This window comes from Arthrobacter sp. 05T47 (genome assembly GCF_056395825.1).
In genome coordinates, this window is record NZ_JBFTKG010000038.1 from 26395 (window position 1) to 38920 (window position 12526).

Below are 12526 nucleotides of genomic sequence, written 5' to 3' on the forward strand. Positions count from 1 at the left end.
CGCCTCCGCTTTCCAAACATTCCCTATCGTTTGGTGCTCTACCGGGGTACAGGTTTTGATTCCTTAGATGCGATGGCCGCAGTTGACTGCTACGAGTACGCGCGCACTGTCGACTGTGTTTGGAGTGGGCAGGCTGGTCCCTACTCACCGTCAGGAAGAGGCCGTGTTTGTACCGCTGCGGGCAATTTCCAGTGCCTGGTCGGCCAGTGTCAGGTGTTCGGGAGGAATGGCCGCCACCAGGGCGCCGAAGTTGTCCGCGTTGCGCCCGTCCTCGGGGACAAAGACGCGTACCACTTTGGTTTCGTCTACCTGCTGCCCAGGTTTCGCTGGAACCCGAGGCCACGTCCGGTGAGAATGAGCACTCCTTTGTTACACGGTGCCGATAAGGGCCCATATGTCGGGGAAAGGGGGAGGACCGCTAGGAGTGTCAGGTTGCGTCTGAGCCTTTGTGGTTCGTTGTCAGGAGAAGGAATTGAACCCTGAAGTACAGGGGCAGGCAACGAGCAGAGTGGGAAACCGGGATTTGCAGCAGTCGGTTTGGCTCTGTGATGGGCAGCGGAAGGACGGCAATTGGGTGCACAGCCGCCGGGCGGCGGTCTGCTTCGGCGTCAGATTCGGATTACCCGTGGAGGTGATTTTTATCCTTTGACCTTTATTGAGTGGGGATTGCTGAGGACCTGCGCTCCGAGGGGTCGCCTTAATCAGCTGGTGTGTTCCAGGATGCTGACCATTTGCTTGAAGCCGGCGGCGTGCGTCCGGCTGAGTTCGAGTGCAACCGGTTGCGGGCAGGAGGAGAACTTCGCTATGACAGTGTCGCTGACGGGGTCAATCCAAATGAATTGGCCGTGGATGCCTGCAGCGTAGACCGTGCCTCGGCTATCTCCGGGGACCCACCATTGGTTCCGGTAGGAGCCGTTGGGGTGGACTTTCTGGTAGCCGGTTCCTCTGGCCATTTGCGGGTCTCCGCCGCGCATCGTGTCGTTGATCCACCATGATGGGACGACCGTTTGCCCGTTGGCTTTCCCCTCTTCCAGCATGAGCTGTCCGATCTTGGTCAAGTCTCGTGCGGTACAGGCGATTCCTCCGTTCGCAAATGCGAAACCACCGGAATCAGTGGTGATGAGTGCATCATCGCTGGTCCCGAGCTGGGACCACAGTTCGTCGGAGACGACTTCGGCGTATCGCTTGCCGGTGACGTTCTCGATTATCCATGCCAGCACGTCTGTACCGGCCGAGCAGTACTGAAATGATCGGCCGTGTTCTCCGGCAGCTTTGAGGAGCGTGAGGAATTCGTAAGTGTCCTCTGGGTCTGTTTCGAGCTTGGGGCGCCAGCCGGCGATCCTATCCTGCTGCTGGACTTCAGCGGCCGCGTCCAGGTAGTTCTCGCTGTAGCGGACTGCGGCGGTCATGTCGAGTACTTGGCGGACCGTCGCGTTCCCGTAGGCGCTTCCCTTCAGCGGCGGGACGTAGTGGTGGACAGGCTGTTGCGTGTCTATGAGTCCCCGGCCCACCAAAATACCCATGGTAAGCGCGCAGACGGATTTGGAAACAGACATCAGGACGTGCCGGTCGTGCGGCTGGAAAGAGCCAAAATAGCGTTCCAGGACCAGTTTCCCGTGTTGAAGTACGACGATGGCATCTGTGTGCGTGGATTCCAGGAACTCCTCAACGCTGTGCCACCTCTCCGCGTGTTCCGGTGTGGCTGACTCACTTCCAGTAGAGGGCTCGGATGCTCTGCCTCGACGGATCGTTGCGGTAGTGATGAGTTCGCTGATGTGAGCGAAGCCCCAGCGATTGAATGGGCTTTCCTGCCAGTTGTCCAGGGTGACGTGCTCATTGAAGTCCTGGCCGGCATAGCGGTCGATCTTGCCGGGGCTGGTCAGAAGGGAACCATTTGCTGTTGTCTCTAGCATGTTTAGTCGCTGCCTTGCGTGGTGAGGGTGGGGAGGGCGTGGGAGTCTGCCAATTCGGGCCGGCCGCGCCCTGGGGCTGCCTCGAGGAGTCTGCGGGTGTAGTCGTGCTGTGGATCGGTGAAGATCCGTTCGGCTGGTCCGCTTTCTACGATCTTTCCGGTCTTCATGACAGCCACCTCATCGCTGAGATAGCGGACGACGTCCAGGTCGTGGGAGATGAGCAGATATGTGAGCCCTTTTTGTTGCTGCAGGTCCTGGAGCAGGTTCAGAATCTGGGCCTGGACGGAAACATCAAGGGCGCTGGTGGGTTCGTCCAGGATCAGGAGACGGGGCGAGGTGGCCAGGGCGCGTGCGATGCCGACGCGTTGGCACTGTCCTCCGGAGAGCTGGTGCGGGAGCCGATGGGCGTGCCCGGCTCCCAGCCCGACCTCGTCCAGCAGATTGTTTATTCTTGCTTGGAGGGCCTGCCCTTTCAGGGCAGTGTGGGTCCGGAGGGGCTCTGCCACTGAAGCGCCGATAGTCATTCGTGGATTCAATGATGCCACTGGATTCTGAAGTACTATTCCCATCCGGGAACGGATGGTGCGCAGTGCCTTGGGTCCGAGTTTGCCGAGGTCATGTCCTTCAAATATGGCTCGCCCGGATGTTGGGCGCATCAGCTGCATGGCGCAGCGGGCGAGGGTACTTTTGCCGGAGCCGGATTCTCCGACAAGGCCGTAGACCGTACCTTCCTTGATGCTAAGGGAGACGTCGTCGACTGCGGTGAAGACTCTTCTGTGGTGCGGGAACGTTTTGACGATGTTTTCGAGGGCGAGAACGTTGGTCATAGTTCGCCTTCCTGGAGGCAGGCGACTGCCTGGTGTGGCCCGGTCTCGGTGAGCAGCGGGTCGGTGAGCGAGCAGTCGGTGACTGCATGTGAGCAACGGTTTCTGAAGGCGCACCCTGTGAGGGATAGGAGGTTTCCCGGCACTGTTCCAGAAATAGCGTTCAGTCGCTGGCCGTGGGTTCGCCCTGCTGGGAGGGCGCCCAAGAGGCCGCGGGTATATGGGTGGCGTGGATTGTTCATGACCGCTTCCACAGGTCCGGTTTCGATCACCCTGCCTGCGTAAAGGACCGCCACCCGGTCACAGACATCGCGGATGATGCCAAGGTTATGGCTGATGAGCAGCACACCGAACCCAAACTTGTGTCGGAGCTCGTCAATGAGGACCAAAATTTGCCGGGCAACAGTAACGTCAAGAGCCGTTGTGGGCTCATCCAGGATCAAAAGCCGGGGCTGGCGTAGCAGAGCCATGGCAATCATGGCCCGCTGCAGCATCCCGCCGGACAATTGGTGCGGATAGCTGCGGTAGACCCGTTCAGGGTCCGGAAGGCCGACCAGGCTTAGATGACGTATGATTTCAGCTTTGCCTTCGGCCCTCGAGATCTGCCGGTGCCGGGCCAGGACATCGCTGAGTTGGCGGCCAAGCGTGAAGACGGGGTTGAAGGCAGTTCCAGGGTTCTGGAATACGATGGCCACCGAGCCACCTGGTTCTGACGAGGCCTGTAAGGGATCGTTGCCGATGGTCACTTGCCCCGTGCGCCGTGCACCGCGTGGAAGGATCCCCAAGGCTGCGAGTCCTGTCAGGGACTTGCCGCACCCCGTTTCCCCCACCAGGCCGAGGATTTCACCGGCGGAAACATCGAGGTCGATCCCGCGGACGGGGCGGTTGGTAAGCTTTCCCCGGTCGGTGAATTCGACGTTGAGGTCGCGGATGCTAAGTACATGTGTCATCGCTTTACCTGCCTGGGGTCAAGGAGGTCGCGCAGCGAATCTCCGAGGAGGTTGAATCCCAGGACGGCCAGAAAGATGGCCAGGCCCGGAAAGGTGGCTATCCACCAGGAACTGAATATGAGCCCGCGTCCTTCGGCGACCATCAGGCCCCAGTCGGGCAGGGGTGGCTGCGTTCCAAGGCCGATGAATGCCAGGGACCCGGCGGCCAGGATCACAGTGCCGATGTCGACGGTGGCTTGGACGAGGATGGGTGTCATGCAGTTGCGAAGTACATGGCGGCTGATGATGAGCAGTTGCGGAATGCCCATGGCGCGGGCTGCTTCGACATAGGAGCGTTCCCGAAGGGATTTTGCTTCCGCTCGTACAAGGCGCGCATACCAGGGCCACCAGCTGATGGCCAAGGCGATGCCGGCGTTGGTGAGGCTGGGCCCAAGGATCGCAACGGTCACCATGGCCAGGAGCAGAGGCGGGAAGGCCTGGAAGATCTCGGTCACACGCATCAAGGCTTCGTCGAGCCAGCCACCGCGATATCCGGCGACAGCGCCGAGGGGAATGCCGATGAGGGCCGCGGCCGCGACAACGACGGCAGAGATGGTCAGCGCCGGGTTCGCGCCCATGATGATGCGGCTGAGGACGTCACGACCGAGTTGATCTGTGCCGAGCCAGTTCAAGGCGTTGGGAGCGAGGTTTCGGTCGGAGGCATTGGTCGCCCCCATGCCCTGATCAGGGAAAGGTGCCAGCCATTGCCCAAAAACAGCAAGGATTACGACAAGGACTATGATCATCGCGCCAACAGCGGCCAAACGGTCACGGCCCAGGGTCTGTTTAAGTAGTTTGATCGGTGTGAGGGTGGCCTGTTCTCCGGCCGGCCCGGAACGGGTCGGGGCGGAGATTTGGGTCGTGGGGCTCATGACATGCTCACTCTGGGGTCGATTCGGGATTGCAGGATGTCCACCAGAAGGTTGGCCAGCAGGTATGCTGTGGCGCCCATGAGCGTAATTGCTATGATGGCTGGGTAGTCCACTGCAAGCATGGAAGATGTAGCGAACTGCCCAATTCCTGGCCAGTTGAAGACAGCTTCGACGAAGAATGTTCCGGTCAGGGCGTAGGCGGCAGCCATTCCGGCGATGGACAGGACTGGTGGTAGAGCATTTTTCAGGGCCAGGCGCCAACGGATGGCGGTCTCCCTCAGACCGTAGGCCCTGGCGGTGAAGATGTAATCCTGGTTCATGACATCGAGCATGGCGGCCCTGGTCATTCGTGCAACGAGTCCGAGGGGATATGCGGCCAAGGTGAGGGCCGGAAGTATCACGTGCTGCAAACCATCGGTGAAGGCCACGCCGTTGCCGGTGATCATGCTGTCTAACAGGGGAAGCCCGGTCACGTGAGAGATGGGGTTGGAGTATTTGATGGAGTTGCTGAATTGCCCAGTGGCCGGAAGTATGCCCAGCCCCCCAACGAACAACAGTTGAAGGAGCAGTCCGAGCCAGAAGGCGGGCACGGAAATCCCTCCGATGGAGAGGAAACGGATTGCTCCGTCGATGAATCCGCCGGGACGGCGGGAGGCAACCACGCCCAAGATGACCCCTGCCGAAACAGCGAGAACCATGGCAAACCCGATGAGTTCCAATGTGGCTGGGAGGCGGGTGAACAGCTCATCCAACACGGGGCGTTTTGTGGCAAGAGACTGGCCCCAGTCCCCGGTGATCAGCTTTGCGACGTAGTCGAAGTACTGTTCGAGGATCGGACGGTTAAAGCCGAGGTGCTCCCGGACCCTGTCCAGCTCGGCTGGGGGCGCCTTCGGGCCGGCGTAGATGACGGCCGGGTCGCTGGGAACGATGCGGGCAAGGATGAAGACGATCGCGGTAAGCACGGCGAGAACCAGCACCGAGGTGATGAGCCGCCGGGCGACGAAACGCAACATGGTTCTCCTTTTCTTGATTGTTGTGGCGGGATGGGCGGGCAGGGCAAGGGCCCGGGCTTTGTTGGTGCAGCCTGGGCCCTGCCTGCGTCGTATCGTTTAGGCGGCGCGTTTGATGGGGGCGAAGAAGGCCGTGAACGGGTAATTTTCGTTGTAGGCGGGAACTTCCAACCCGGCCGGAACGACTGAGACTGTGCGGGCATCGTAGAGGAATGCGGCAGGTGCTTCCCTATAGAGGAGGTCCATGGCTTCCTTATAAAGGCCCTGGGCTGCGTCCCTGTCCGTTCCCGTCAAGGTTGCCGCCTTGTCAACCAATTTGTCGTACTCCGGGGACTTCCAATAGCTCAGGTTGAAGGATGGCTTTTCGCTGGAATGGAACAGCGTCGTGAGATTGTCGCTGCCGGCGTCGCTGTAAGTCGGCCAGTAGTTAAGTACAAAGATGTCCTGGGCGCTCTGAGGATCAGCCTTTGCGCTGTCCCATTGCTGGTTGAAAAGTTCGGCTTTCACGTCCAGCTTCACACCGATTTTGGCGAAGGCGTCCTTGATCAGAGGCACGAACCGCGCTTCCGCGGGATTCTCGGAGGCGTAGGTGAGTTTGAGGTTCATGCCGTCGGCATGACCAGCTGAGGCCAATAGTTGCTTGGCCTTTTCCAAGTCCTGGGAGTACTGCGGGACGTCCTGGCTGTAGGGGAAGATGCCGCTGGGAGCAGGGCCGTGGGACTGCGTGCCGTAGCCCTGCCCTCCGATGTCAATGATCTCTTTGTACGGAATCGCGTAGCTGAGCGCGCGGCGGACCTCCGGGTCGTTGAGTGGTGCGCGGCTCGTGTTAAACATGGCCAGGAAGTTGAACGGTGAGTTGAAGTCTTTCACCGTGAACTTCGGATCGCTGGCCAGGGTCTTGACGTTTTCCAAGGGAATGTTGGTCGCGTAGTCCACCTCACCTGCGGTCAGCATCTGCTGGGCCGTGACTGCATCCGGGGTGATAGAGATGTCGACAAAGTCGACGTGCGATGCGGCCTTTTTGTTCCAGTAGCCGTCGTACTTCTTCAGCACGACCTTAGAGCCGGGCTTGTAGGAGTCGATGGTGTAGGGGCCGGAGCCCGCGTCGATTCCGGCCTCGAAGTACTTGTCATTCTTGGCGGATGCGGCCAGGGCCTTCGGGGCAACGATCCAGGCGCCGTAGGTCGAGGAGGCGACGAGGTCCATCGGCGCAGCGTACTTCAGCTGCAGCGTGACAGTGGAGTCGTCCGGGGCGGTAACGCTCTCCACCGGTGCCCAGATGAAGGATGCGGCTGCATGGTCCCTGGCAGCGTCGATGCTGGCTTTGACCGCCGCGGCATTGATCGGCTCGCCGTCGTGGAAGGTGGCTCCGGAGCGGATCTTGAATGTCCAGGATTTTCCGTCGGCACTGGCGCTCCAGGACTCGGCTATTGCCGGGGAATACGCTTCTGCGGAACCTGCAGGGTTCTTCCAAAGCAGGGGTTCGTATATGTTGCCCATGTAGAGGGCTTCGGTGGAAAACGAACGAACCGGATCCCACGTAGTGATGGCTGCAGATGCGGCCACAGAGAAAACGTCGGGGCCGGAAGAAGCTTTGGGTGCGGCAGGACTGCATCCCGCCGCGCTAAGGGCAACGACGGCGGCTGTGGCCGTGACAAGCACCGTCCGAGCCGGGTGTGGAAATGAGAGTGCCAACAGAGACTCCTTGAAGAAGGGTGGGAAGTGTGACGAGTCTAACTAGGTGTACCTATGCCTGGGAAATGCCTATCATGAGTAAAACTCATACCTTGGAGGCATAGTGGACTTGAGGCACTTGACGTATTTCCTGAGCATCGTTGATGAAGGATCAATCAATGCCGCTTCACGCTGTTTGCGGGTGGCCCAACCCTCTTTATCCCGGCAGCTTCGCTCCTTGGAGCAGGATCTCGGGCTCACCCTCTTCGATAGGTCAGGAGCAAAATTGTCGCTGACCGCGGCGGGCACTGCGTTTCTGCCCATCGCCAAGGACCTGGTCACCCGCGCCGCCCAGGCCAAATCATCCGCGCGGGCGATGGCCGGAGGTTCGGTGCAACGGCTTACGGTAGCGGCAGCCTCTGCCACCGTCGCCGACATCATCGCCCCTTTCATTGTCTCGCAGGGGCCCGATGGAGTCCTGACCAATGTTGTCGAGGCGACCCCTGAGTTTGTCTACTCGGCGTTGCAGGACGGTAAGGCTGACTTCGCTCTGGGAACAAAGCCCCCACCATCCGAGCTCAAATCGGTTGTAGTTGGCAGGGCGTTCCTTTGGGCCCAGTGCAACGCCAAACATCCTCTTGCCGGGAGGGAGAAAATCAGCCTCCAGGAACTCGTCCAATGGCCTCTCATAACCATGACCGCTGATTTTGGTGTCCGCACAATGTTCGATGATGCTGTTAGCACTGAGCGCCTCACCTACACGACCGGATTTGAAGTACGCTCGGCCGTGGTCGGCCAAGCCTTGGCAGCCGCCGGCAAAGGCATCTGCGTGCTCTCGGATGATCCGAATTTCGGGGTGCACGCCATGCCCATCACTCATCGGGGAAAGGACCTCGTGTTCACTCTTTTCGGTGTCTGGAATCCGCTGCATTTCGCCGCGCCTGCGATAAGGGAGTGCCTGCAGAACCTTTCACGTTTCACCTCGGAGCTGTACCCCGCCGCTCGAATATAGAGGGGATGCAATCCTCAACTCTCGGCCCTGGTGGTTGAGCGGCCTCTCGAACTCTGAGTGCTAAAAGCTCACGAGATTCGCGGGGCGTGGCTCCGGGGGCAGTGGCCATCGACAGGAGCTCTCGAAGCTACTTCCACTGCCTATAAAACGCCGATACTGGACCTTTCGTGAACCTGGGGGAGTGATCGAACCAGGCACTCTTCGCCCACGCAGGAGGATGGGTGCGAGAGCCTGGCTAGTCTTCCTTGACTTCTTTCAGGACCGCACGCGCAGCTGCCGCGTCGTGAAGCTCGTAAGGTACTTCTCCTGTTCTTCGATCCTGCGGCGGTAGAAGTCGTGGGCGGCCTGTTTTGTGATCCCCAGCGATTCGCGGATCTGGGCCCACTTCGGTCCGGATACCGCGACATCTTTTGGGGGCAACGACCCCGAGGACTGCATCGCCGGAGCATGCCGACGCACCGGGGTGCGCGCCCGATGAGTGGCGCCCGTCAACACTTGCTTGTGTCTGCTGTTGCTCGGGGAGTCAGCTGAGCTGCAAGTTGTTGCCGGTCTTGGCTTTTACCATGTTCGTCGCGTAGCTGATCAGGAATTCGTACTCGTCTTCCGGCGTCAGGTCGCCGAGGAGTACATCCATTACGAGGCCGTCCTCGAGGGCTACGAAGCTCCGGGCCAAGAATCCTGCTGGCGCTGAGAGGGTGAAGGCATCCTCCTGCGCGCCTCGTTCCAGGATCCCTTTGTAGAGGTTCGTTTGACGCTCCACGAACGCCATCTGCTGCCGGGCGGCTGCTTTGTTGCGCAGATAAACTGGGATGAGTTCCACGAGGATCCGGGAAGCGGTTTCGCTTTCCCCGGGCCAAGGTACGCCCGAGTGGATGCAGGCCCTCAGTTGCGCTTCAGGGTCGCTTTCGGCTTGGATGCGGGCCTCCCGGCGGTCACAGTACTCCGTCACGCCTTGATGGAAGACCTCGCTGAAGAGCTCGTCGACGTCCCTGTAGTAGTACAGCACCGCAGCCGGGGTGACGCCCGCTTCGTTGGCAATGTCGGAAAGGCGGGCCGCTGATGACCCCTTGTCCAGCAGGACTCGTCCTGCTGCTGCTACGAGTTGATCCCGGCGTGCGGTCTGATTCCGTGGTCTTGCCATGCTCACCATGCTTTCACACTGGCCTCGAAGTGACCCTTGACACACCCCAGTTCGTTAATTATTCTTTAATTAATATTTAGTTAATGAAATCTCCCACGATAGGAATGCTACCGTCATGACTCGACTTCTCCCTCTGGCTCTTGTGCAATCACCTGCTGAGTCCTTGACTGATTTTGCTGCTGGTCTCGAGCGAAGGGTCAAAGCGCATGCCGTCGCCGACCTTTTCGTTTACCCGGAGCTTCACTTGAACACGGTGGATTCTGCCGGGTTTGTGGACCGGCAGGCCTACATGGAAGCCTCGGCAGAACCTCTTGATGGCCCGCGCGGCCGTACCCTTGCTGAGCTTGCCGGAGACCTTGGGATCTGGCTTTTGCCTGGCAGCGTGCTTGAACGTGGTACGGACGGGCATATCTACAACACCGCCGTTGTCTACTCTCCACAAGGAAAAGCAGTAGCCGCGTACCGAAAGATCTTTCCCTGGAAGCCCTATGAGACCGTTTGTTCCGGTAAGGACTTCGTGGTCTTCGACATGACCGGCTACGGCCGCGTCGGTTTGTCAATTTGCTACGACGCCTGGTTCCCCGAACACAGCAGGCATCTGGCCTGGATGGGGGCAGAGCTCGTTCTCAATGTTGTCCAGACGCCGACCAACGATCGTGTGCAGGAAGTTGTTATCGGTCAAGCCAATGCAATCGTGAACCAGAATTTCGTTGCCAGTGTGAACGCGGCGGGCCCGCACGGGGTTGGACGTAGTTTCCTGGTTGATCCTGAAGGCCGCGTGCGAATTTCGGCAACCGGGCCCGAAGACGCGACATTGGTTGATGTGATCGACCTGGACCAGGTAGGGAACGTCCGTCAATATGGCACAGCGGGCGTCACCCGCCCCTGGGACCAGTTCGCTGAAAACGACGACAGCATTCCATTGCCGCTATACGCCGGCCAGCTTGATCCCCGCCTTTGGCGGCAGACCAACGCCCCGTCAACCCTGACCAACCTCAGCACTGCCCCAGCCTAAGGAACTCCCCATGTCCGCTGAGAACATTAAACTTACCCCCAAGCTATCCCTGCTATCGGTGGTCGTGTTCGGCTTGGCCTATATGGCCCCGGGAATCGTAATGACGATCTTCGGTATCATCTCCTCCACCAGCGACGGAACAGCCCCGACAGCATTCGCCCTCGCCACGGCCGCGATGCTGCTGACTGCCCTCAGCTACGCGAAAATGGCAAAGATCTTTCCGAACTCGGGATCGGCCTACGTGTATGCACGACGGCTCCTCGATTCCCGTGTCGGTTTCCTCGTCGGGTGGGCAATCCTCCTCGACTACCTCTTCCTTCCCACCGTGGCCTGGCTGTTCCAATCGTTCTACCTTGCAGCGCAGTTTCCCGGCATCCCCGTCTGGGCCTGGCTCGCTCTGAACGCTGGACTGACAACGATCATCAACGTCACGGGAATCGTGCTCACTGACCGTGTCAATAAAACGCTGACCCTTCTGGTTGTTACCCTCATCGGGATCTTCATCGCCTACTGCCTGGCCTACCTCGGGGGCAACCCGCCTGCGTCGTTCACAGACCCCTTCTGGAACAATGCCACGACGGTCGGCGGCGTCGCTGCCGCAGCCGCTATCGCGGCCTACGCCTTCCTGGGATTCGACGCCGTCAGCACACTCAGCGAAGAAACCAAAAACGCCCAGCGCAACATTCCCCGCGCGATCCTCCTGACCGTCCTCGTCGGCGGAATAATCTTCGTCGTGGTCTCCTACATCATGCAGCTCGTTCACCCAGGCGGAGACTTCGAGCACGCAGCGACCGCAGCATACTCCATGCAGGTCCTCGTCGGCGGGCAGTTCTACGCCAACATCACCAACATGCTCTTCATCATCGGCGGGTTCGCATCGGGCCTCGCCATCCAGGCCAGCACCAGCCGACTCCTCTACGTCATGGGCCGCGACGGAGTCCTACCCCGCAGGCTCTTCGGACGCCTCCACCCCCGAACCAAAACGCCCATCTTCAACCTGGTCCTCGTCGGTGCCGTGGCCATGCTGGCACTGAACATCTCTTTGGAAACGGCAACCTCCTTCATCAACTTCGGAGCCTTCCTGGCATTCACAGCCGTCAACTTCTGCGTCATCGCCTACTTCATCCGAAACCGCCGGCAAGGCAAAAGGCTTTCGATCATTGGCTTCATCGTCCTACCAATACTGGGCGCCGCGGTCGACATCTACCTTCTAACCCAGCTCAGTCCCATCGCCATCACCATCGGCTGCTGCTGGATCGGTCTGGGAGTTGTTTATCTAACCTTCCTCACCAAAGGATTCCGCAAGGAACCACCAGAGATGGACCTCCACGACCGTGAGAGGCAGCCGGGCGAACCCACCAAGGAGGTTCAGCAACCAAACGCTGACGACACGCGGTCAACTAAGCGGAATGCCAGCCAGGCCCAGCCCACCGAAATCTAACCCCCATCACCAATACAAGGACGGGCCAGGCACCAGTGCCCAGGCCCGTCCCTCTGTGTGGCGGGTGCCATCTCGAGAAACGGGACCTAATCAGCGCCATTGCCACCGTTCCCTTTCACACCCGATCGGCGCTCTCCAAAGTCGTACCGTTCCGTAGTGACAACCCACTGCATCCCGGGCTGCGGAACCGCCACCCGGGATGCGGTGCAAGTTCGGTGGCAAACCTCCGGTCAAGAGAATCCGATCGGGCGAGTATGCCATCGCTGAAAACCATTTCTTCGTCCCAAAGATCCGATTCGCTACGTGCGTGCCCACATCATGAGCATCAAATCAAAGGCGATACTAAGAGCAAATCAGGAGTCCAATGATCATCACGATCGAGGCCGGTCGCTACTTCCACATCACAGGCCTATCCCCGACGGAAATCGCAGACAGTATCAACACGGCTGTAGAGATGGCCCGCGACCACTCGATGACAGAAGGATGGCAGGGCATTCTCGTCACCCGCCACGGACCTGATATGTACACAGTGAACCTCAGCGCTGATGTTCCCTACGGAGTAACTGTGGAACGGGACCTGCCGCAAGAAGTCCCGAGCAGGTGCCGGACGGCTGAGAGCTCACCGCAGCCGTGCC

The 12526-nt window shown here is 59.7% G+C and carries 13 protein-coding genes; 4 read left to right on the forward strand and 9 right to left on the reverse strand.

The window, feature by feature from the left end:
* Positions 1–150: 150 nt before the first annotated feature.
* From AC1DEY_RS19615 to AC1DEY_RS19645, 7 genes are all read right to left on the reverse strand, one after another.
* Positions 151–294 carry a hypothetical protein gene (locus AC1DEY_RS19615; protein ID WP_476869436.1) on the reverse strand — a complete coding sequence of 48 codons (144 nt, stop codon included), beginning with the start codon at positions 292–294 and terminating at the stop codon, positions 151–153.
* A gap of 407 nt (positions 295–701) precedes the next feature.
* Positions 702–1913 carry a serine hydrolase domain-containing protein gene (locus AC1DEY_RS19620; protein ID WP_476869437.1) on the reverse strand — a complete coding sequence of 404 codons (1212 nt, stop codon included), beginning with the start codon at positions 1911–1913 and terminating at the stop codon, positions 702–704.
* 2 nt (positions 1914–1915) lie between these two features.
* The gene (locus AC1DEY_RS19625) at positions 1916–2740 is read right to left on the reverse strand and encodes an ABC transporter ATP-binding protein (protein ID WP_476869438.1); all 825 of its coding nucleotides are present in this window, start codon (positions 2738–2740) and stop codon (positions 1916–1918) included.
* Positions 2737–3687 (reverse strand): ABC transporter ATP-binding protein, encoded by a 951-nt coding sequence (locus AC1DEY_RS19630; protein ID WP_476869439.1) that lies wholly within the window; start codon positions 3685–3687, stop codon positions 2737–2739. Before AC1DEY_RS19630 ends, AC1DEY_RS19625 begins: the two co-directional genes overlap by 4 nt.
* Positions 3684–4598, reverse strand: a complete 915-nt coding sequence (locus AC1DEY_RS19635) for an ABC transporter permease (RefSeq protein ID WP_476869440.1) — start codon at positions 4596–4598, stop codon at positions 3684–3686. Before AC1DEY_RS19635 ends, AC1DEY_RS19630 begins: the two co-directional genes overlap by 4 nt.
* The gene (locus AC1DEY_RS19640; protein WP_476858046.1) at positions 4595–5611 is read right to left on the reverse strand and encodes an ABC transporter permease; all 1017 of its coding nucleotides are present in this window, start codon (positions 5609–5611) and stop codon (positions 4595–4597) included. The genes AC1DEY_RS19635 and AC1DEY_RS19640 overlap by 4 nt, the downstream gene beginning before the upstream one ends.
* Before the next feature lie 96 nt (positions 5612–5707).
* Entirely contained in the window at positions 5708–7108 is a 1401-nt protein-coding gene (locus AC1DEY_RS19645) for an ABC transporter substrate-binding protein (RefSeq protein WP_476869441.1), read from the reverse strand.
* A gap of 313 nt (positions 7109–7421) precedes the next feature.
* On the opposite strand from AC1DEY_RS19645, the gene AC1DEY_RS19650 reads away from it, so the two are divergent.
* The gene (locus AC1DEY_RS19650; RefSeq protein WP_156945017.1) at positions 7422–8294 is read left to right on the forward strand and encodes a LysR family transcriptional regulator; all 873 of its coding nucleotides are present in this window, start codon (positions 7422–7424) and stop codon (positions 8292–8294) included.
* Between the two features lie 255 nt (positions 8295–8549).
* Here AC1DEY_RS19650 and AC1DEY_RS19655 read toward each other — a convergent pair whose 3' ends face one another.
* Together AC1DEY_RS19655 and AC1DEY_RS19660 are read right to left on the reverse strand one after the other, a co-directional pair.
* Entirely contained in the window at positions 8550–8714 is a 165-nt protein-coding gene (locus tag AC1DEY_RS19655; RefSeq protein ID WP_476869442.1) for a hypothetical protein, read from the reverse strand.
* A 103-nt stretch (positions 8715–8817) separates the two neighbouring features.
* Positions 8818–9435: a TetR/AcrR family transcriptional regulator gene (locus AC1DEY_RS19660; RefSeq protein ID WP_476869443.1), complete on the reverse strand. Its 618-nt coding sequence runs from the start codon at positions 9433–9435 to the stop codon at positions 8818–8820.
* A gap of 163 nt (positions 9436–9598) precedes the next feature.
* On the opposite strand from AC1DEY_RS19660, the gene AC1DEY_RS19665 reads away from it, so the two are divergent.
* From AC1DEY_RS19665 to AC1DEY_RS19675, 3 genes are all read left to right on the forward strand, one after another.
* Positions 9599–10450 (forward strand): nitrilase-related carbon-nitrogen hydrolase, encoded by an 852-nt coding sequence (locus AC1DEY_RS19665; protein ID WP_028275098.1) that lies wholly within the window; start codon positions 9599–9601, stop codon positions 10448–10450.
* A gap of 10 nt (positions 10451–10460) precedes the next feature.
* Positions 10461–11891: an APC family permease gene (locus AC1DEY_RS19670; protein ID WP_476869444.1), complete on the forward strand. Its 1431-nt coding sequence runs from the start codon at positions 10461–10463 to the stop codon at positions 11889–11891.
* A 364-nt stretch (positions 11892–12255) separates the two neighbouring features.
* On the forward strand, positions 12256–12526 hold a 271-nt coding region (locus tag AC1DEY_RS19675; protein WP_476869445.1), incomplete at its 3' end, for a hypothetical protein.

Bases quoted from the DNA above. Each gene is read 5' to 3' on its own strand.
- AC1DEY_RS19635 (WP_476869440.1), bottom strand. From the start codon at position 4,598: ATGAGCCCCACGACCCAAATCTCCGCCCCGACCCGTTCCGGGCCGGCC.
- AC1DEY_RS19670 (WP_476869444.1), top strand. From the start codon at position 10,461: ATGTCCGCTGAGAACATTAAACTTACCCCCAAGCTATCCCTGCTATCG.
- AC1DEY_RS19640 (WP_476858046.1), bottom strand. From the start codon at position 5,611: ATGTTGCGTTTCGTCGCCCGGCGGCTCATCACCTCGGTGCTGGTTCTC.
- AC1DEY_RS19645 (WP_476869441.1), bottom strand. From the start codon at position 7,108: ATGGGCAACATATACGAACCCCTGCTTTGGAAGAACCCTGCAGGTTCC.
- AC1DEY_RS19625 (WP_476869438.1), bottom strand. From the start codon at position 2,740: ATGACCAACGTTCTCGCCCTCGAAAACATCGTCAAAACGTTCCCGCAC.
- AC1DEY_RS19660 (WP_476869443.1), bottom strand. From the start codon at position 9,435: ATGGCAAGACCACGGAATCAGACCGCACGCCGGGATCAACTCGTAGCA.
- AC1DEY_RS19620 (WP_476869437.1), bottom strand. From the start codon at position 1,913: ATGCTAGAGACAACAGCAAATGGTTCCCTTCTGACCAGCCCCGGCAAG.
- AC1DEY_RS19630 (WP_476869439.1), bottom strand. From the start codon at position 3,687: ATGACACATGTACTTAGCATCCGCGACCTCAACGTCGAATTCACCGAC.